Origin of the sequence: Halomonas nitroreducens (genome assembly GCF_003966155.1) — a bacterium.
Lineage (GTDB): Bacteria > Pseudomonadota > Gammaproteobacteria > Pseudomonadales > Halomonadaceae > Halomonas > Halomonas nitroreducens.
Genome location: NZ_RXNS01000009.1, coordinates 21,769 through 41,645, shown reverse-complemented (window position 1 = coordinate 41,645; position 19,877 = coordinate 21,769). Strand labels below are relative to the sequence as shown.

The 19,877-nt window shown below is 68.4% G+C and carries 18 protein-coding genes; 5 read left to right on the top strand and 13 right to left on the bottom strand.

Annotated elements, in window-relative coordinates:
• Nucleotides 1-15: 15 nt before the first annotated feature.
• On the top strand, nucleotides 16-1,041 hold the full coding sequence (locus EKG36_RS10515; protein WP_126483811.1) for a hypothetical protein: 1,026 nt from the start codon (nucleotides 16-18) through the stop codon (nucleotides 1,039-1,041).
• A 339-nt stretch (nucleotides 1,042-1,380) separates the two neighbouring features.
• On the opposite strand, the gene EKG36_RS10505 is transcribed toward EKG36_RS10515, so the two are convergent.
• From EKG36_RS10505 to ffh, 11 genes are all read right to left on the bottom strand, one after another.
• Complete coding sequence (locus EKG36_RS10505) at nucleotides 1,381-1,998, bottom strand: YitT family protein (RefSeq protein WP_126483809.1); 618 nt, start codon at nucleotides 1,996-1,998, stop codon at nucleotides 1,381-1,383.
• A gap of 72 nt (nucleotides 1,999-2,070) precedes the next feature.
• The gene (locus EKG36_RS10500) at nucleotides 2,071-3,876 is read right to left on the bottom strand and encodes a single-stranded-DNA-specific exonuclease RecJ (protein WP_126483807.1); all 1,806 of its coding nucleotides are present in this window, start codon (nucleotides 3,874-3,876) and stop codon (nucleotides 2,071-2,073) included.
• 68 nt (nucleotides 3,877-3,944) lie between these two features.
• Nucleotides 3,945-5,333, bottom strand: a complete 1,389-nt coding sequence (thrC, locus tag EKG36_RS10495) for a threonine synthase (RefSeq protein WP_126483805.1) — start codon at nucleotides 5,331-5,333, stop codon at nucleotides 3,945-3,947.
• 240 nt (nucleotides 5,334-5,573) lie between these two features.
• Complete coding sequence (locus tag EKG36_RS10490) at nucleotides 5,574-6,890, bottom strand: homoserine dehydrogenase (RefSeq protein ID WP_126483803.1); 1,317 nt, start codon at nucleotides 6,888-6,890, stop codon at nucleotides 5,574-5,576.
• Nucleotides 6,891-6,973: 83 nt separating this feature from the next.
• Entirely contained in the window at nucleotides 6,974-7,699 is a 726-nt protein-coding gene (locus EKG36_RS10485; protein ID WP_126483801.1) for a DsbC family protein, read from the bottom strand.
• A gap of 3 nt (nucleotides 7,700-7,702) precedes the next feature.
• On the bottom strand, nucleotides 7,703-8,605 hold the full coding sequence (gene xerD / locus EKG36_RS10480) for a site-specific tyrosine recombinase XerD (RefSeq protein WP_126483799.1): 903 nt from the start codon (nucleotides 8,603-8,605) through the stop codon (nucleotides 7,703-7,705).
• Between the two features lie 120 nt (nucleotides 8,606-8,725).
• Nucleotides 8,726-9,082: a 50S ribosomal protein L19 gene (gene rplS, locus EKG36_RS10475; protein ID WP_126483797.1), complete on the bottom strand. Its 357-nt coding sequence runs from the start codon at nucleotides 9,080-9,082 to the stop codon at nucleotides 8,726-8,728.
• Between the two features lie 124 nt (nucleotides 9,083-9,206).
• The gene (gene trmD, locus EKG36_RS10470; RefSeq protein WP_126484048.1) at nucleotides 9,207-9,983 is read right to left on the bottom strand and encodes a tRNA (guanosine(37)-N1)-methyltransferase TrmD; all 777 of its coding nucleotides are present in this window, start codon (nucleotides 9,981-9,983) and stop codon (nucleotides 9,207-9,209) included.
• Nucleotides 9,984-10,000: 17 nt separating this feature from the next.
• On the bottom strand, nucleotides 10,001-10,552 hold the full coding sequence (gene rimM / locus EKG36_RS10465) for a ribosome maturation factor RimM (RefSeq protein WP_126483795.1): 552 nt from the start codon (nucleotides 10,550-10,552) through the stop codon (nucleotides 10,001-10,003).
• Between the two features lie 38 nt (nucleotides 10,553-10,590).
• Nucleotides 10,591-10,839, bottom strand: a complete 249-nt coding sequence (gene rpsP / locus EKG36_RS10460; protein WP_126483793.1) for a 30S ribosomal protein S16 — start codon at nucleotides 10,837-10,839, stop codon at nucleotides 10,591-10,593.
• 215 nt (nucleotides 10,840-11,054) lie between these two features.
• Nucleotides 11,055-12,455, bottom strand: a complete 1,401-nt coding sequence (gene ffh, locus EKG36_RS10455; protein ID WP_126483791.1) for a signal recognition particle protein — start codon at nucleotides 12,453-12,455, stop codon at nucleotides 11,055-11,057.
• A 232-nt stretch (nucleotides 12,456-12,687) separates the two neighbouring features.
• Here ffh and EKG36_RS10450 point away from each other — a divergent pair, with 232 nt between their 5' ends.
• Both EKG36_RS10450 and EKG36_RS10445 read left to right on the top strand, forming a co-directional pair.
• Nucleotides 12,688-13,488 (top strand): cytochrome C assembly family protein, encoded by an 801-nt coding sequence (locus tag EKG36_RS10450; RefSeq protein ID WP_126483789.1) that lies wholly within the window; start codon nucleotides 12,688-12,690, stop codon nucleotides 13,486-13,488.
• 74 nt (nucleotides 13,489-13,562) lie between these two features.
• Nucleotides 13,563-14,849: an HlyC/CorC family transporter gene (locus EKG36_RS10445; protein ID WP_126483788.1), complete on the top strand. Its 1,287-nt coding sequence runs from the start codon at nucleotides 13,563-13,565 to the stop codon at nucleotides 14,847-14,849.
• Nucleotide 14,850: 1 nt separating this feature from the next.
• Here EKG36_RS10445 and EKG36_RS10440 read toward each other — a convergent pair whose 3' ends face one another.
• Both EKG36_RS10440 and EKG36_RS10435 read right to left on the bottom strand, forming a co-directional pair.
• Complete coding sequence (locus EKG36_RS10440) at nucleotides 14,851-15,540, bottom strand: 1-acyl-sn-glycerol-3-phosphate acyltransferase (RefSeq protein WP_246007491.1); 690 nt, start codon at nucleotides 15,538-15,540, stop codon at nucleotides 14,851-14,853.
• Between the two features lie 5 nt (nucleotides 15,541-15,545).
• Complete coding sequence (locus EKG36_RS10435; protein WP_126483784.1) at nucleotides 15,546-16,163, bottom strand: TetR/AcrR family transcriptional regulator; 618 nt, start codon at nucleotides 16,161-16,163, stop codon at nucleotides 15,546-15,548.
• A gap of 186 nt (nucleotides 16,164-16,349) precedes the next feature.
• Between EKG36_RS10435 and EKG36_RS10430 the strand changes: the two genes are divergently transcribed.
• Nucleotides 16,350-17,039, top strand: a complete 690-nt coding sequence (locus tag EKG36_RS10430; RefSeq protein WP_126483782.1) for an SOS response-associated peptidase — start codon at nucleotides 16,350-16,352, stop codon at nucleotides 17,037-17,039.
• Nucleotides 17,036-19,873, top strand: coding sequence for an insulinase family protein (locus EKG36_RS10425; RefSeq protein WP_126483779.1), 2,838 nt, complete (start codon nucleotides 17,036-17,038; stop codon nucleotides 19,871-19,873). The genes EKG36_RS10430 and EKG36_RS10425 overlap by 4 nt, the downstream gene beginning before the upstream one ends.
• Nucleotides 19,874-19,877: the final 4 nt, after the last annotated feature.

Here is a 19,877-nt window from a genome sequence, read left to right as displayed (position 1 = left end):
GAGGCGAGGGAGTCGATGACGGTGCCGGAGGTGGCCTACGGCGAGGATGCCTACACCCCCGGCCAGCTTCGCCGGCGATCCGAAGGCGATTACCGGCACTCGCGCAAGTTCCGCACCTTCGCCGCCGGGGGCGAGCGCCTGGCGCATCGCGATCCCAGTGTGGATATCAGCCCGATGCATGAGTGGCAGCACAATACGCCGCAGGAGTTGCGCGAGCGCGAAGCCGACCCGGCCATGGCGAAGTTCAATGACCCTGAATATCGTGCTGATCAGCCACTGCGCTGGGACGAGGAATCTATTCGTTTTACCAGTCATACCAAGCGGGCCTTTATCTTTGGTATGGCGCGGGTACTAGGCATGGGGGGGGTATTCTTTCTTACACCAATATCGTTGCTGGGTACGATATATGCAGCCGCGCTGTTCGCAGATGAAGCGAGGTATGGAAGTTATTTTTCAAACTTTTTCAATTATCCAAATTGGTTTGTTGTTTTAGCATTCGTCTTGCCTTGTGTTTTCTTATGGGGGGGGGCATCGCTAGTTCAGCGCCTTGCCCCCAACTTCGCCGCCGGCATGCAGCCCGGGCCCATGTGGGAGCTGAATCGCCGCACCGGCCTGGTGACCGTCTTCGCCGATCCCAGCAAGAAACGCACCGCCTGGCAGGTCGCGCATGTGCGGCCCTTCCATGAGTTCGACTGCTACCTGCTGAGCACCCCGGACCCGCAGGGCTCGCCCCAGTACTCGCTGAGTCTGGTGCACCATCTTGACGAGGTGCAGGTACGGCTGGTCGGGATGTTTGGCGCCACCCAGAGCCATCTCGAGCAGCGCGCCAACTGGGACATGCTGCAGCGCTATATGGACGTTTCCCAGCCGCTGCCGGACTTCCCCATGCTGGAGCAGGACCGGCCAGCAGACCCCACCACCCGCGAGCATGACCAGCACACTGGCCGCGACCCGCGCTTCTGGCGAGATATGGACGACGCCACCTATGACCGTTACGTCGAAGCCCAGCAGGGCAAGATCAATGCGCTCTATCTGGGCTAAGGCCATGGGTTCGGTGACCGAGCCGGAGATGGCCTACGCCGAGGCTGCCTACACCCCCGGCCAGCTACACCGGCGCTCCGACGGGGCGTGACCCACGTTACTGGCGTGATCTCGATATCGAGGCCTGGAATGAGGGGGAGGGGGCTGCCCAGTTCCAGGCCCAGATGGACTCTCCCTGGGAACAGCAGCAGTGCCAGCTCACACCCAGGCTCGGCCAGGTCGAGATGGCGGCGTATCGGGAACAGCGTGCCACCGCCATGGGATAAGGCGGGACGATGGCCCCCTGCCGGAGGGGACTGCCTCCTCGGTCACGCCGCCTGCCCCGGGGCGTCCCTGCGCTCAGCTGACGCCCAGGTAGCGCCCCGGCTTGTGGTTCAAGGCGATGATCATGTTCAGGGCCAGGGCGCCGAAGACCGATAGCACCACCCGGTCCAGGGGCAGCATGAAGAAGGCCACCAGCAGGATCACCCCATCGATGCCCAACTGCACGTAACCAGCCCGCCAGCCATAGCGCTGCTGCAGGAAGAGCGCGAGGATATTGATGCCGCCGAGGCTGGTGCGGTGGCGGAACAGCACCAGCATGCCCAGGCCGATCAGGCTGCCGCCCATCAAGGCCGCATACAGAGGCTGCAGGTGGTCGATCGCGATCCAGTCCCCGGTGAGCTCGGAGAACAGCGAGACCAGGCCGATGGCCACGAAGGTGCGCAGGGTGAAGTTCCAGCCCATCCGGCGGATCGCCAGGGCATAGAACGGCAGGTTGATCAGGAAGAACAGCAGTCCGAAGCTCCCGCCGGTGCCGTACTGCAGCAGCAGCGCCATGCCGGCGGTGCTGCCCGTGAGCAGCGTCGCCGAGGTATAGAAGTGGACGCCGAGGGCCACGAACAGGGTTCCCAGCAGCATGGCGAGAAGGTCTTCGTAGAAACGATGCGGGTCGGTGGGCAGCTCCTGGGGGTCCATGGGGTGTCCTTCGCGAGCGGGGTGGGAGGCCGGCGGATACCCGGCGCAATGTTGCGCCGCAGTATACCAGGCTCAGCCCAGGGGCTCGGCGTGCTCGATCATCAGCTGCAGGGATTCGCGTCCCCGCCAGCGGTTGCGATTGAGCTTGAAGGCGCCGTGCAATCGGTCGCCGACGCCGAAGGCCGGCACCTCCCCCGGCGTCAGCGCCCGGAACCAGATCGCCCGCACGGCGACGGGGCCGGCGGACAGCTCGAGCATCAGGTGGCTGCCGTCGGCGCCCACCGGACGCAGCCGCTCCACCAGGAAGGTGCCCTCGAACAGCGGCGCGTCGAACTCCCGGCCATAGGGCCCCAGGGCCTCGATCTCGTCCAGGGTCGACAGGGCCAGCTGGTCCGCGGCGAGCTCGCCATCGGTGAACACCCGCGGGCCGAGCTCGGTGTCGCCCAGTTGCTCCCCCACGGCCCGCCGGAAGGCCTCGCGGAAGGCCTCGAGCGCCTCCCGCGGCACGCCCACTCCGGCGGCGCCACGGTGCCCCCCGAAGCGGGGCAACGCCTCGGGCGCCAGCTCGAAGGTGCGCTGCAGGGCATCGCGCAGGTGCAGCGCCTCAATGGAGCGGCCGGAGCCGGTGAGCATGCCCGGCTGGGCCGCCGGGGTGAGCACCAGGGTCGGCCGGCCGAAGGCCTGCACCAGGCGCGAGGCCACGATGCCCTGCACGCCGGGATGCCCTTCCTCGAGGAACACCACCAGCGCCGGGGCGTCGGCGGCGAGCTGGGGCATCGCCAGCGCCTTTGCCTGCTCGGTCATCTCCGCCTCGATGGCCTTGCGGGACTGGTTGTCCTGATCCAGCACGTCGAGGTAGCGCTGAGCGACGTCATCCTGCTCCGCGAGCATAAAGTGCAGGGCCGCGTAGGGATCGTCCAGCCGCGAGCGGGCGTTGATGCGCGGGCCCATCTGGAAGGCCAGGGTCTCGGCATCGAAGGGCACGCTGTCGGCGCCCAGCCGCTCGGCCATGGCCCGCCAGCAGGCCGCCTCCATGCGGTTGATCAGGATCAGCCCCTGGGCCACCACCGCGCGATTGGCGGCGCTGCCGCCGAGCGACACGCAGTCCGCCACCGTGCCCAGCGCCACGTAGGAGAGCCAGGGCGAGAGCTTCGGCGTGGATGCCGCCAGCACGCCCCATTCGATCAGCACGCCGCGGGCCAGCGACATCACCAGCCACGCAACCATGCAGCCGGCGATGGTCGGGTCCGGGTAGTCGCAGTCATGCCGGGTCGGGTTGACGGTGGCATAGGCCGAGGCCGGGGGCCCCTCCACCGGCAGTGCATGGTGGTCGCTGACCACCACGTCGATACCGGCCTCCCGGAGCCGGGCGATGCGCGGCTCGTCGCTGCTGCCGCAGTCGGCGGTGATCACCACGCTTGGCCGCGGCGAGAGCTTCAGGGTGCGCTCCACCAGCGGCAGGCTGATGCCGTAGCCGTCGTGGATGCGATGGCCGATCAGGCTGTGCAGGCGCGACTCGGGGACCCCGAACAGCTCGTTCAGGGTGCGCCGGATCACCACATGGGAGGTGATCCCGTCCACGTCGTAGTCGGTGAGGATGCCGATGTGCTCGCCCTCGACCACCGCCTGGGCAATCCGCTCGGCGGCGCGGCGGGCGTCCCGCAGGCGCTCGGGGTGCGCCAGGTGACGCAGGCTCGGCGAGACCAGCGGCGCCAGCTCGCCCTCGTGGCCGGCCAGCCGGCCGGCCAGCACCCGCGCCTGCAGCGGCGTGAGCCCCTCCGCCAGGGCGCGGGCCTCCACGGCCGCGTCCCGGGGACGTGGCAGGATGCGTGGCTTGAGCGAGGCGGCGGGTACGGACGGGGGCGATGCGATATCCACGGGCTCTCCGGGGCGTAACGGCAAGACGCCCGGCGTACCGGGCGTCTCTGGGGGTGACGGGCGGTGCCTCAGCGACGCTGCTCGGCGACGAACCGCTGTACCGCGGCCAGCTCCGCCGGCAGTACCGTGTAGCGCTCCTCGCGCTCCAGCAGGTCGTCCATGTGCGGCGGCAGCGGCACGCCGGGGAAGCCGGCCTTGACCACGGCCTCGGCGAACTTGGCCGGGTGGGCGGTGGCCAGCGTCACCATCGGCACGGATGCATCGCCGCGCTGCCGCTCCGCGGCGCGATAGCCGGTGGCGGTATGCGGGTCGAGGATCTCCTGGGTGCGATGATGCGCCTCGCGAATCACTTCCAGGATGGTCGTGTCATCGACGCTGTGGCTGGCGAGCATCTCGCGCAGCCGCGCCAGCGGTGCCTCGGCCAGCGCCGTGGGCTCGTCCTGGAAGCGCTCCAGCAGGGCGGCCACGGCGGCGCCGTCGCGCTGATAGGCCTCGAACAGCAACCGTTCGAAGTTGGACGACACCACGATGTCCATGGAGGGTGCCAAAGTCGCGACCAGCTCCTGCTTGGAGAAGTCGTTGTCGGCCAGGGTGCGGTGCAGGATGTCGTTGGCGTTGGTGGCAATGACGAAACGCTCGACTGGCAGGCCCATGCGGTGAGCCATGTAGCCGGCGAAGACGTTGCCGAAATTGGCCGAGGGCACGCAGAAGCTCACCTTGCGGTGCGGGGCGCCCAGCGCCACGGCAGAGGCCACGTAGTAGACGATCTGGGCCATGATGCGCGCCCAGTTGATCGAGTTCACCGCCACCAGGCGGGTGCCGTTCAAGAAGCCCTGGTCGGCGAAGCTGGCCTTGACCATGGCCTGGGCGTCGTCGAAGTTGCCCTCGATGGCCACGTTGAAGACGTTGTCGGCCAGCACCGTGGTCATCTGACGGCGCTGCACTTCCGAGACCCGGTTGTGGGGGTGCAGGATGAAGATATCGAGGTTGTCGCAGTGACGGCAGCCCTCGATGGCCGCCGAGCCGGTGTCGCCCGAGGTGGCGCCCATGATCACCGCGCGCTCGCCGCGCTTCTGGAGGAAGTGATCCAGCAGCCGGCCGAGCAGCTGCAGCGCCACGTCCTTGAAGGCCAGCGTCGGGCCGTGGAACAGCTCGAGCAGGAAGTGGTTGGCGTCGAGCTGGTTGAGCGGCACCACGGCGTCATGGCTGAAGGTGGCGTAGGCGTCACGGACGATGTCCCGGAAGGTCTCGTCGTCGATCTCGCCGCCCACGTAGGGCTTCATCACCCGGAAGGCGATCTCGGCATAGGAGCACCCGGCCATGTCGGCCAGGTCCTCGTGGCTGAGCTGGGGGACGGTCTCGGGCACGTAGAGGCCGCCGTCGCTGGCCATGCCGGTGAGCACGACCTCCTCGAAGGACAGCGCGGGCGCCTGCCCGCGGGTACTGATATAGCGCATCGTTCGGTTCCTTTGCTCGCTCGGGGTGTACCGGCGACAAGCCTGCGAGGAGGCGCTGTAAACCCATCCCTGGGCGCTACCGATGCCATCCCTGGCATAGGACCTCCTCTTCGGCTTGCCTCCGGCGCCCCTCGCTACAGACAGCGGCAACAGCCCTGGGCCGCGACAAGCCCTCCAGCCTCCGCTGGTTGTCTCTCCCAGCTTCAAGCTTATGGCTTACTGCTCCGGGCGTAGCCTGGCTTATTCGTTCTCGTCCAGGGACTCGACCCGAATCCGCGTCACCGAACCGGCGATATCGGCCATCGACTCGATCTTGCGGATCGCCTCGTTCATGTGCTTTTCGCGGGTACGATGGGTCAGCAGGATGATCGGCACCAGTTCGCCCTCGGTGGCCTCCTTCTGGATCAGCGCCTCGATGGAGATGCCTTCATCGGAGAGAATGGTGGCGACCCGGGCCAGCACGCCGGGACGGTCCACCGCCAGCAGGCGCAGGTAGTAGGCGGTGCTGATCTCCTCCATGGCCAGGATCGGCGGCTGGTCGATGTTCTCGCCGATACCGCTGAAGGCCAGGTAGGGGACCCGGTAGTGGTGGTCGGTGGTGATGTCCCGGGCCACGTCGAGCACGTCGGCCACCACCGCCGAGGCGGTGGGCTCGGCGCCGGCGCCGGCCCCATAGTAGAGGGTCGGGCCCACGGCATCGCCCATCACGGCGATGGCGTTCTTGACGCCATGGACGTTGGCCAGCAGCCGCTCCTTGGGAATCAGGGTCGGATGCACGCGCAGCTCGAGGCCCGCCTCGGTGCGCTTGGAGATGCCCAGGTGCTTGATGATGTAGCCCAGGTTGTCGGCCTGCTCGACGTCCTCGGCGGTCACCCGGGAGATGCCCTCGGTGTAGGCCTTCTCGAACTGCAGCGGCACGCCGTAGGCGATGGAGGCCAGGATGGTCAGCTTGTGGGCGGCATCGATGCCTTCCACGTCGAAGGTCGGGTCGGCCTCGGCGTAGCCCAGCGCCTGGGCCTCGGCGAGCACGTCCTCGAAGGCCCGGCCCTCGTCGCGCATATGGGTGAGGATGAAGTTGCCGGTGCCGTTGATGATGCCGGCCAGCCATTCGATGCGGTTGGCGCCCAGGCCCTCGCGCAGCGACTTGATCACCGGGATGCCGCCGGCCACCGCCGCCTCGAAGGCCACGATGACGCCCTTCTCGTGGGCCGCCTGGAAGATCTCGTTGCCGTGCACGGCGATCAGCGCCTTGTTGGCGGTGACCACGTGCTTGCCGTTCTCGATGGCGGTCAGCACCAGCTCGCGGGCCACGTCATAGCCACCGATCAGCTCGACGACGACGTCGATGTCGGGGTTGGAGGCCACCTCGAAGACATCCTGGGTGGTCTTGATGCCGGTGACGTCACACTCAGGATTGGGCGTGCGGTAGGCCACCTGCTCGATCACGATGGGCCGCCCCGCGCGACGGGCGATCTCGTCGGCGTTGCGTGTCAGCACGTTGAAGGTCCCGCCTCCGACGGTGCCCAGGCCACAGATTCCCACTCTCACCGGTTTCAATGTCATTCCCCCTTGTCTGGCGTGTGTCACAGCGTAATGGAGGCCCCCTGGGGGCCCGCCGCCGGCGCTCGTCGGCGCGGCGATCAGTCATTCAGTCCGAGCATGGCCGCGAGGCGCTCTGCCGGCACATAGCCGGGCACCAGGCGTCCATCGGGCAGGACGATGGCCGGCGTGCCCTGCACGCCGAGCTCCATGCCCAGATGATACTGTTCCTCGACCGGATTGTCGCAGTCTGCGTCACCCTCGAGGGCATCATCGCGCTTGGCGGCCGACATCGCCTCGCTGGGGTTGGCGGCACACCAGACCTGTTGCATCTGCCGGGCACCCGGCGAATTCATGCCCGCCCGCGGAAAGGCCAGGTAGTCGACCTGGATGCCCATCTCGTTGAGCCGCGGGACTTCCTCGTGCAGCCGCCGGCAATAAGGACAGGTGGTATCGGTGAACACCACCAGCCGGGCGCGGGGCTCGACGGTGCTGCGGAAGATCACCCGCTCCGCCTCGGGGATCTCGTCGAGGCGTGCCGCACGCTCGGCATTGCGGGCCTGCTCGGTCAGGTTGACCAGACCGTTCTCGGCGTTCTCGTAGAGGTCGCCGACCAGGAAGTGGCCGCCCGTGGCATCGGTGTAGAAGGTCTCGCCGGTCTCCAGGCGCACCTGGAATAGGCCGGCCAGCGGCGTTTCCTCCACCTGCTCCACCGGCATGCGTTGGCCGTTGACCTCGAGCCGCTCGGCCAGGCGCTCGGCAGCATCGGCCTGGGCCAGGGTGGGCAGCGCCAGGGCGACGGCGAAGACTAGGGTCGATACTCTCATGATTCAGCCTCGGGGATGATGATCGGCGTGCAGGGCCTCGAGCCGGACCTGCGCCACATGGGTATAGATCTGCGTGGTCGACAGATCACTGTGGCCCAGCAGCAGCTGTACGACACGCAGATTGGCCCCATGATTCAACAGGTGGGTGGCAAAGGCGTGTCGTAGGGTATGCGGCGACAGTGGACGGTCGATGCCCGCGGCGCGGGCGTGGGCCTTGATGCGGTGCCAGAAGGCCTGGCGGGTCAGGCAGGTATCGCCTCGCCCGGGGAACAGCGCCGGCCGGGTGATGTCGTGCATCAGGGCGCCGCGGCTGGTGCGCAAGTAACGCGACACCCAGTCCACGGCCTCCTCCCCCAGTGGCACCAGCCGGTCCTTGTCGCCCTTGCCACGCACCCGGACCACCCCCTGGCGCAGGTTCAGCGCATCGGTGGTCAGGCCCACCAGTTCGGAAACCCGTAGGCCAGCGCCGTAGAGCACCTCCAGCATGGCCCGGTCGCGCATGCCCAGGTCGGTGTCGAGGTCGGGGGCCTCGAGCAGCCTCTCGACCTCGGCTTCCTCCAGGGTTTCGGGAAGCGAGGGCCGGACCCGGGGCAGGCGCACCTCGGCCAGGGGATCCCGGTCGATTCGCTGCTCGGCCAGGGCCCAGCGATAGAACCGCCGCAGGCTCGAGAGCAGCCGGGCATTGCTGCGCAGCTGGTAGCCGGCCTCGCGGCGCGCTTCAAGCCAGGCCGTCAGGAGCTCGGGGGCGGGCGCCAGCAGCGTCCCGTCCTGCTCTACCAGCCAGGCCGACCAGGCGACCAGGTCGCGGCGATAGGCCGCCAGGGTGTTGTCACTGACGCCCTGCTCCAGCCAGAGGCCGTCGAGAAAGGCGTCGATCAGGGCCTGGTCATCAGGCTTGGCCGTCATGGCACTCCTCCGTGCGCCCCCCCCGGAACGACGCAACCCCGCCCCGCGGTCGCGGTGACGGGGTTGCGCTGTCGATGCGGGCTAGGTCGCCACGTCACCGCAAGCCGGCGGGCACTTGCCTCAGGCCAGCTTTTCCTTGATGCGGGCGGACTTGCCGCTGCGCTCACGGAGGTAGTACAGCTTGGCCTGGCGCACGTCACCGCGACGCTTGACGCTGATGGAATCGACCAGCGGGCTGTAGGTCTGGAAGGTACGCTCGACGCCGACACCGTGGGAGATCTTGCGCACGGTGAAGGCGGAGTTCAGGCCGCGGTTGCGCTTGCCGATGACCACGCCCTCGAACGCCTGCAGACGCTCGCGGTTGCCTTCCTTGACCTGGACCTGGACGACCACGGTGTCACCCGGGGCAAACGCGGGGACTTCCTTGCTCATCTGCTCGGCTTCGAGCGCCTGGATCACCTTGTTCTTGCTGCTCATGACAATAACTCCTCGATAACATGCGTTGACGCCCCGATCCGGTTGCTGGCCGGTGCGTCGTGATCCCGGCGCTCGAGCGAGTCGAGGCACGGGAGTCCTGTTGGTGACACAGGTCCGCTGCCCCTCAGGGCGCGTCCTGCACCTCCGCCTTGTCGGCGTATTCCTCGATGAACTCCTCGAGCAGGCGCAGCTGCTCGGTCGTCAACGTCCTGCCTTCCAGCAGGTCGGGCCGCCTGAGCCAGGTCCGACCCAGAGACTGCTTCAGCCGCCAGCGCCGGATCGCGCCATGATGGCCGCTGAGCAGGACCTCCGGCACCCGCCGCCCGTCGATGACCTCGGGACGGGTATAGTGCGGACAGTCCAGCAGTCCGTCGTTGAAGGAGTCCTCGACCGCGGAGTCCTGATGTCCCAGCACGCCCGGGACCAGCCTTGCCGCGGCATCGATCAACACCATGGCCGGCAGTTCGCCGCCGCTCAGCACATAGTCGCCGATCGACCACTCCTCATCGATGTCGGCTTCCACCACCCGCTCATCGATGCCTTCGTAGCGTCCGGCCACCACCACCAGGGGGGGGCCTTCCGCCAGTTCCTGCGCACCGCGCTGATCCAGCCGCCGCCCCTGGGGGGACAGGTAGATCACCCTCGGACGCTGCCCGGTGGCGTCCTCGGCCCGGGCGCGGGCATCGTGGATGGCCGAGCGCAGGGTGTCGACCTTCATCAGCATCCCCGGGCCGCCGCCATAGGGGCGATCATCCACGGTGCGATGCCGGTCGGTGGCGTAGTCCCGGGGATTCCAGAACTCCAAGGCAATGCGTCCCTTTTCCACCGCTCTGCCCGTCACGCCCTGACGGGTCAGGGCCTCGAACATCTCGGGAAACAGCGACACCACGCCGATCCACATCGCCGCGTCGCTCCGGCTCAAAACTCCGGGTCCCAGTCGACGGTCATCACGCCGGTCTCGAGGTCCACGTCACGCACGACCTCGCCGGGCAGGAAGGGCAGCAGCCGTTCGCGGCTGTCGACGGCCTCGCCGTCGCGCCCCTTGACGACCATGACGTCGTTGGCGCCAGTCTCGAACAGGTAGCTGATGCGCCCCAACGGCACGCCGTCGGCGGTCACCACCTTCAGGCCCTCGAGCTGATACCAGTAGAACTCGTCGTCGCCGTTGAGCTCGGGCAGCTCGGCCTTGGGCAGGAGGATCTCGGCACCGGCCAGGGCTTCGGCCTGTTCACGCCCCTCGACCCCCTCGAGGCGGGCCACCAGACCCTTGCCATGGGGGCGCCCCTGGGCGAGACGATAGCGGACCAAGCGTCCCTGATGGCGCAGCACCCAGGCCTCGTAGTCGAGGATGCCTTCCATGGGACTGGTGTACGAATACACCTTGAGCCAGCCCTTGACGCCGTAGGGGCTGGTCAACTTGCCCAGCACCACGTGATCGTCGGCCGGGTTGCGCTCGGCGGTTGCGCTCATCGGCGATCCTGCGTCAGACATTCGGGCGCGTCAGGCACTCAGGCCTGCTTGCGGGCTTCCTTGACCAGCTCGGCGACACGGCCGGACAGCTGGGCGCCCTGCTCCTGCCAGTGGCTGATGCGGTCGAGGTCGATGCGCAGACGCTCTTCCTGGCCACGGGCCACCGGGTTGAAGAAGCCCAGGCGCTCGATGAAACGACCGTCGCGCGACTTGCGGGAATCGGTCACGGTCAGGTGGTAGAAGGGACGCTTCTTGGCGCCACCACGTGCCAGACGAATGGTAACCATGCGTTGACTGTCCTTCGGTTGAGTTACGGAGGTTGTCGGTCGGAGCCGAAGCCCTCGACAATCGGTTCGGCCGCGAGCCGGGGCTCGCCACCGGGTCGTTCGGTCACGACGATGACCGCGATAGGTCGCGGTCCTGCCAGTGAAGACGCCGCATTCTACGGAAATCTCCCCGGCTTGGAAACCTTTTTAGCCCCTAGGGGCCGTCACCGGCCGCCTCAGCGCCACGGCATGCCGCCCGGGCCACCCATGCCACCGGGACCACTCGGGCCGCCGCCGCCCATCATGCCGGACATGCCGCGCATCATCTTCTGCATGCCGCCCTTCTTGCCCGCCTTTTTCATCATCTTCTGCATCTGCTTGTGCTGCTTGAGCAGGCGATTGAGGTCCGGCACCTGCAGGCCGGCACCGGCGGCGATGCGGCGCTTGCGCGAGCCGTTGATGATGTCCGGCTTGCGGCGCTCCTGGGGGGTCATGGAGTTGATCAGCGCCTCGAGCTTGCCGAGTTCCTTCTCGGGACCCGGCCCCTGAGCCATCTCGGCCATCTGCCCCATGCCGGGCAGCTTGCCCAACATGCCGCCCATGCCGCCCATCTTCTTGAGCTGCTGGAGCTGGTCGCGGAAATCCTCGAGATCGAAGCCGTCGCCCTTCTTGACCTTCTTGGCGAGCTTCTCGGCCTTGCCCTTGTCGACGGTGCGCTCGGCCTCCTCGATCAGCGACAGCATATCGCCCATGCCGAGGATGCGCGAGGCCACCCGGTCCGGGTGGAAGGGCTCGAGGGCATCGACCTTCTCGCCCACCCCCATGAACTTGATCGGCTTGCCGGTGATGTGGCGCACCGACAGCGCCGCCCCGCCCCGGGCGTCACCGTCGGCCTTGGTGAGGATCACCCCGGTCAGCGGCAGCGCCTCATGGAAGGCCTTGGCGGTATTGGCGGCGTCCTGGCCGGTCATGGCATCCACCACGAACAGCGTCTCGTCGGGGGTCACGGCCTGATGCAGCGCCTGGATCTCGGCCATCATGGCCTCGTCGATGGCCAGCCGGCCAGCGGTGTCGACCAGCACCACGTCGTGGAACTGGATCTTGGCGTGCTTGATCGCCGCCTCGGCGATGGCCACCGGCTGCTGGTCGGAGCGCGACGGGAAGAAGTCGACGCCCACCTCGCCGGCCAGGGTCTCCAGCTGGTCGATGGCCGCCGGACGATAGACGTCGGCCGAGACCACCAGCACCTTCTTCTTCTCGCGCTCACGCAGGTAGCGTGCCAGCTTGGCCACGGAGGTGGTCTTGCCCGCGCCCTGCAGGCCGGCCATCAGCACCACCGCCGGCGCCCCCTTCAGGGTGAGGCCCTCGTTGGCCTCGCCCATGATCGCCTCGAGCTCCTGCTGGACGATCTTGACGAACTGCTGGCCCGGGGAGAGGCTCTTCGACACCTCCTGGCCCACGGCGCGCTCGCGCACCCGGTCGATGAACGCCTTGACCACCGGCAGGGCGACATCCGCCTCCAGCAGGGCGCGGCGCACCTCGCGCAGGGTGTCCTTGACATTGTCCTCGGTCAGGCGCGCCTGACCCTTGATCGATTTGAGCGTCTGGGACAGACGATCGCTGAGGTTCTGGAACATAGGGCCTCTCCGCAAACGATGGCCGGGAAAACCGCCAGGAATGGTCCGTGCCGACACGGGCGTGGGGGTTTTCCTGCAATGGCCGAAAATTATACGCCTTGTGGCCGCGACTCTCCATGCCGCGAGCACCGCGCCTCCCCGCGCCCGGCTGTGCGCCGCGGGGAGGATTCGGTATAGTGGCTGCTCCATTCCACCTTGTCAGGCGCTGGCGAAGGCGCACGGATAGCAATCGATGCACGCGCTCCCACTTGCCATCATGGCCTTCATCCTCTATATCGCGGCCGCCTCCTGGCAGGGCCTGAGCCTGGCCCGGCGGGTTCCGCCGCGGGCCATGCTGGTACGCAGCTTCGGCGCCCTGGGCCTGCTCTTTCACCTGCCGCTGGCCTTCGGCCTGCTCGAGCAGGGGCAGTCGCTGCTGCCGGGCCTGTCGACCAGCGCCGTGCTGGTCAGCGCCCTGGCGGTGCTGGTACTGCTCGTCGTCAGCCTGTTCAAGCCGGTGCTCAATGTCGCCGCCGGCCTGTTCCCCTTGGCGGCTCTGACCCTGCTGCTGGCCACCGAGCTGCCAAGCCCGGAGCGCGCCACGGGCATGACCCCGGGCATCGCCCTGCATGCGCTGAGCTCGGCCCTGGCCTTCGCCCTGCTGGCCATCGCCGCCGTCCAGGCGATCCTGCTCGGCGTTCAGAACCAGGCCCTGCGGCACCATCACATCCGCGGCGTGGTCCAGTCGCTGCCGCCGCTGACCACCATGGAGCGCATCCTCTTCGAGCTGATCTGGGCCGGCATGGTCCTGCTGACCCTGTCGATCGCCAGCGGCTTCGTGTTCGTCGACAGCATGTTCGCCCAACACCTGGTCCACAAGACGGTACTGGCGCTGATCGCCTGGGTGCTTTTCGCCACCCTGCTGGCCGGCCATCACTGGCTGGGCTGGCGTGGCATGCGCGCGGTGCGCTGGACGCTGGGCGGTTACCTGGCGCTGCTGCTCGCCTACTTCGGCACCAAGTTCGTCCTCGAGATACTGCTCAGCCGCGGCTGAGGCCGGTGGTCCTTGACACCGTGCGGCCCAATCCCTACAACTCGAGCCTGACACGCGATTGAGGACCCTTCGACTTGAGCGACGACTTCCCTCTGGGATTGCTGTTCGGCCTGCTGCTGCTGCTCATCTGCCTTTCCGCCTTCTTCTCGAGTTCCGAGACCGGCATGATGTCGATCAACCGCTATCGCCTGAGCCATCGGGCCAACAGCGGCGAGGGTCGGGCCCAGCGCGTGATGCGCCTGCTGGGTCGCCCGGACCGCCTGATCGGCGTGATCCTGATCGGCAATAACCTGGTCAACAATCTGGCGGCGGCGATCGCCACCGTACTGGCCATCCACTATTTCGGCGAAGTGACCGGCCCCGCGGTGGCGCCCCTGATCCTGACCATCGTGATCCTGATCTTCGCCGAGGTCACCCCCAAGACCTATGCCGCGGTGAAGCCCGAGCGGATCGCCTACCCGGCCTCGCTGGTGCTGGAGCCGTTGCTCAAGCTGCTCTACCCGCTGGTGTGGCTGGTCAATGCGATCTCCAATGGCCTGCTGCGCCTGCTCGGCGTGAAGACCCTCGAGGCCGGCGGCGACAACCTGACCCGTGACGAGCTGCGCACCGTGGTCCACGAGGCCGGGCCGCTGATCCCCCGCCGCCACCAGGCCATGCTGGTGTCGATCCTCGATCTCGAGAACGTCACGGTGAACGACATCATGGTGCCGCGCCATGAGGTGGCGGGCATCGACCTGGACGACGACCTGGAAGCCATCCTCACCCAGATCCGCACCAGTCAGCATACCCGGGTGCCGGTCTACAAGGGCGACATCAACAACATTATCGGCATGCTCCACCTGCGCAACGCGGCACGCTTCCTGTCACGGGGCGAGGTGACCAAGGCGGCCATCGTTCAGGAAGCCCGCGAGCCCTACTTCATTCCCGAGTCCACCCCTCTGCACACCCAGCTACTCAACTTCCAGAAGCAGAAGCGGCGCATCGGTATCGTGGTGGACGAGTATGGCGACGTGGAAGGCCTGGTGACCCTGGAGGACATCCTCGAGGAGATCGTCGGCGAGTTCACCACCGACGTGGCTGGCCAGGACCAGGAGATCCACCCCCAGGAGGACGGCAGCCACGTCATCGACGGCACCGCCAACATCCGCGACATCAACAAGTCGTTGGGCTGGCAGTTGCCCACCGACGGCCCCAAGACCCTCAACGGGTTGATCCTCGAGCACCTGGAGTCCTTTCCGGACGGCCCGACCTGCCTGCAGATTGGCGCGGTGCGCATGGAGATCCTCGAGGTGCGCGACAACCTGATCACCTCGGCCCGCTGCTGGCAGGCCCTGCGTCGCCCCGTGGTCGCCCAGGCCTGACTCAGCGCCCGGCGACCCAATCGTCGGCCTCGGCCTTGAGTGCCCGGACCCGCGCCTCGACCCGGTCACGCCCCGCCGCTTCTGGGGACAGGGGCTCGCCGAAGTAGAGCGCCACCCGCGCCCGGAAGCGCCGCGGCCACTTGGACAGCGCCCGCCCGCCGCGATTGGAAGTCCAGGAGCCCCACAGCCCGGCCAGCCCCGCCGGCACCACCGGAACCGCATCCCGGGCCAGGATGAGCTCCAGTCCGCGGCGGAAAGGGCGGACCTCGCCGTCCGGCGTCAGCCGCCCCTCGGGGAACAGCATCACCACTTCGCCGGCACGCAGGGCCTGGCTGACCTGATCAAAGGCCCGGCGCAGCTCCCCTGGATCCCGCCGCTCGGAGTCCACGGGGATCGCGCCGACCAGCTTGAACAGCCAGTGCAGCCCCCGCGATTCGTAGATCGGCCGATCCATCAGAAAGCGCAGTGGACGCGGGCTGGCCCCGCCCACCACCAAGGCGTCGACGAAGCTGACGTGGTTGCAGACCACCAGAGCGGGGCCATAGGCGGGGATATGGCGGCGTCCGCGGAAGCGAAGCCGATAGAGCAGGTGCACGACAAGGAACACCAGGCGGCGGATGGCCGGCCGGGGCGCCCGCGCCAGCCGCCAGCAGCCGGCCGCCAGCAAGGCGGCCGGCGCTCCCCACAGCAGCAGCGTCACGGGCCGGCCGGCCTCGCCTTCAATCCGGCGAGCAGCGTCGAGAGCAGCTGGTCGAGGAGCTCGTCCACCTCCAGGGGTTCGCTCTGCCAGTAGCCCAGGCGCTCGTTGAGCCCCAGCTGTACGAGGCCATGGACACTGCCCCAGAGGGTACGCCCCAGCCGCCGCGCTTCGAGATCCCCCAGGGCCGGCTGGTACTCCTTGAGGGTGTTCTCCACGCGCAGGAAGAGTGCCTCGATCATGTCGCTCTGGCGACGGTCCAGCTCGCCTTCCTGGGCGAGGGGATAGTCGAACAGCAGCTGCCAGCGGTAGGCGTCATCCCTGGCGAACCGCCAGTAGGCCATCGCCAGGGCCTTGAGCCGCTCCTCCGGGACCCGCTCGTCGAGCAGCGGGTCGATCGCCGTGCGCAGACGTGCCAGGGATTCGAGGTTCACGTGCTGCAGGAGATTGCCGAAACTGCCGTAGAGCTTGAGCAGGGTACTGGGCGCGCAGCCGACGTCCCGGGCCAGGGAGCGCAGGGACAGCGCGTGCACCGGCTGGTCCTGCAACCAGGCGTCACAGGCGGCCATCACCTGGGCGTGGAGAGCCTCGGGGGCATGCTGTCTGGGACGAGCCATCGAATTCCTCGCGGAACGGGGGGATGAGCGGCGGCGCACGGCCACACCGCAGTAGGTTATCACGTCAGTCGAACACTGTTTCCGCTAGCATATCGTGCCTGTGGACCAACGCAAGCCCGGCGACGATGGCGCTTTTCTCGGCGAGATCTCTTGGTTACTCTGGCGCCCCATCTCTCCGGAGGTTCCATGGCCGGCCGACTCTATATCCCCTCGCTCGATCTCGATCGCCTGCTGCCGGGCCTGGCGGTGGACGAGGCGCCGATCACCGGGGCAAACCTCGCGCCGCGTCGACCGCTGTCGCTGATCCGCCTCGAAGCCGGACGCCCGCGGCTGGCCAGCGCCTTCTGGGGACTCACCCCGCCCTGGCTCAAGGTACTCGATCATGCGCCCCATTGCGCCCGGGCCGAGTCCCTGGAATCCCGGGCCATGTTCCGCGAGGCTTTCGCGGCCCGGCGCTGCCTGGTGCCCGCCGGCGGCGTCTATGTCTGGAAGGCGCAGCCCCGGGCCAAGCAGCCCTTCCTGGTCACCCGCACCGATCGCGGCCCGCTGCTGCTGGCCGGGCTCTGGTGCCGCTTCCATACCAGCCTGACCGAACACGCGGACTCCCTGGCCCTGATCACGGTGCCCACCAACGACCTCCTGGCGCCCCTCACCGACCGGCTGCCGGCGGTGATCGCCGCAGACGACGCCAGGCGCTGGCTCGACCCGGACACGCCCCCCGAGGTGCGGCGCGCCCTGCTGATCCCGGCCCCCGGGGAACTGTTGGGCGCCTTTCCGGTATCAAGACGAGTGAACGATCCCGGCAACCAGGATGCCGCCTGCGCCTATCCCACCGGCCCCATGCTGCGCCGGACATCCGAACAGGAGAGACGATGAACCGACCACTGCGCACTCCTCTGGCCGCCTCGCTGGCCTTCGTCACGGCGCTGCTGCCTGGCCTCGCCGCCGCCCAGCAGGAGGCCGGTAGCATCGAGGCCGTGACCACGCCCCGCGTCAGCCCGGTGGACGATCGCGACTACCGCCTGCTGACCCTGGACAACGGCCTCACCGCCCTGCTGGTCAGCGACCCCGAGGCCGACAAGGCCGCGGCCTCGCTGAACGTGGACGTCGGCAGTGCCCAGGACCCGGAGGACCTGCCCGGCCTGGCGCACTACCTCGAGCACATGCTGTTCCTGGGGACCGAGACCTACCCGGCGGCCGATGCCTACCAGGGCTACCTGTCCCGCCATGGCGGCCAGCACAACGCCTTCACCGCCCCCCGGGACACCAACTATTTCTTCGCGGTGGAGCCCGACGCCCTGGCGGGCGCCCTGGACCGCTTCAGCCGTTTCTTCGTCGACCCGCTGTTCAACGCCGACCGGCTCGAGAGCGAGCGCCAGGTGGTCCATTCGGAGTACATGGCCCGCAAGCGCGACGAGGCGCGACGCCACAATGACGTCCTCGACCGCTTGCTCAACCCGGCCCACCCCACCACCGGCTTCTCGGTGGGCAGCCGCGACACCCTGGCCGACCGTCCCGCGGGCGAGCCCGACCTGCGCGAGCGGGTGATCGACTTCTATCGCTCCCACTACGGCGCCAACGTCATGCACCTGGCCGTGGTCGCCCCCCAGCCCCTGGACGAGCTGGCCGCCCTGGTCGGCGAGCGCTTCGCCGACGTGCCCGACCGCGGGCTGTCCCGACCGGAAATCACCACGCCTCTGGTCCGCCCCGAGCAGCTGCCCGCTGCCGCCGAGCTGCGTTCGCTGCGCGACGCCCGCCGGCTGAGCTTCTACTTTCCGGTGCCGGACCCCCAGATGGCCTATCGCCACAAGCCGGCCAGCTATCTCGCCAACCTGCTCGGCCACGAGGGGGACGGCAGCCTGCTGGACGTGCTGCGCGAGGCCGGCTGGGCCGACGGCCTCTCCGCCGGGGTGACCCACGGAGATGGCCAACAGGCCCTGTTCCGCATCGACATCAGCCTGACGCCGGACGGGGCCAAGCACATCGCGCGCATCCAGGCGTCGTTGTTCGACGCCATCGCGGCCATCCGCCGCGACGGGGTCGAAGCCTGGCGGTACGACGAGCAGGCCAGGCTCGCCGAGCAGGAGTTCCGTTTCCAGCAGCACGGCGCGCCGCTGCAGGATGCCATGCGTCTGTCGATGAACCTCGCCTACTATCCCCTCGAGGACGTCAACTACGCGCCCTACCGCATGGACGGCTTCGACGCGGCGCGGATCGGGACCTGGCTCTCGGCGCTGCGACCGAACAACATGCTGCGCCTGTATGCTGGTCCGGAGGTGGAGGGCGAGCGCACCTCGCCCTGGTTCGACACCCCCTGGACACCGTTCGATCTCGACCGGGATACGACGGCGCAGCCCCTGGCCGGGCTGCAGTTGCCCGACCCCAACCCCTATATCGCCGAGGACCTGACGCTACTGGAGGGCCAGGACGACACCCCGGTGCAACGAATCGACTCGCCCGCGTTCGCCTTCTGGCACATGCGCGATGCCAGCTTCGACACGCCCCGCGTCGAGTGGCGCTTCAGCCTGCAGCACCCCGCCTCGGGCCGCGATGCCCGCCAGGCCGCCATGGCGCGTCTGCTGGCCGGCTGGCTGCAGGACAGCCTCAACGAGGCGCTCTATCCGGCACGCCTGGCCGGCCACGGCTTCGAGGCCTACGCCCATGCCCGTGGCATCACCCTGTCGTTCTCCGGCTGGCGTGATCGCCAGGATCGCCTGATCGGCCGGGTTCTCGAGCAGCTGAGCGAGGGAGAGATCAACGACGACAGCGTGGTACGCGTCAGCCACCGGCTGCGCCGCGAGTGGCGCAACGCCCCCCAGGAGTCCCTCTACCGCCAGGCCGACCGCACCCTGGCCGAGACGCTGATCCGCCCCCAGTGGCCCACCGAGGCACTGCTGGCGGCCCTGGAGGACGTCGATGCCCAGGCCCTGCGCGACTTCCGCGAGGCCTTCCTCGGCGACCTGCACCTGGAGGCCATGGCGGTGGGCAACCTCGGCCGCGAGACGGCGACCCGGCAGGCACGCCAAGTCGCCGAGACCCTGGCCCCGCAGCTGGCGGAGGGCGCCATTCCCGACCTGACCCCGCTGCAGGCCAGCCGCGACCTCCCCGACCTGACGCCGGATACCGCCCGGGACGAGTCCCTGGTGATGCGCTACCTGCAGGGCCCGGACCGCTCACTGGCCAGCCAGGCCCGGCTGGCCGTGCTGGGGCGCCTGCTCGAGACCCCCTTCTACCAGCAGCTGCGCACCGAGCAGCAGCTGGGCTATGTGGTCAATGCCGGCTACCGGCCGCTGCTCGACGCGCCGGGTATCGGCCTGCTGGTGCAGTCCCCGGACACCGACAGCACCACCATCCAGTCGCGCATCGACGCCTTCCTGAAGACCTTCGGAGCCCGCCTCGAGGGGCTGGACGAGGCGGCCCTGGCCCCCTACCGCCAGGCGGTCCACGATGACCTGCTGCGCCGCGACACCGGCCTGCCCGAGCGCACCAACCGACTGTGGCGGGCGCTGGCCATGGACGACACCGCCTTCGACGAACGCCAGCGCCTCGCCGAGCGGGTGCTGGGCGTGACCCCGGCGGCCCTGCGCAAGGCCTGGCCGGGGCTGCTCAACGACGCCGTGGTCCATATCACCCATGACCCCGGCGACGCCCCCAGCGACATCATGGCGCTCAAGGACGACCTGCCGCCGCTGCCCGACGGCGAAGGCTGAACCG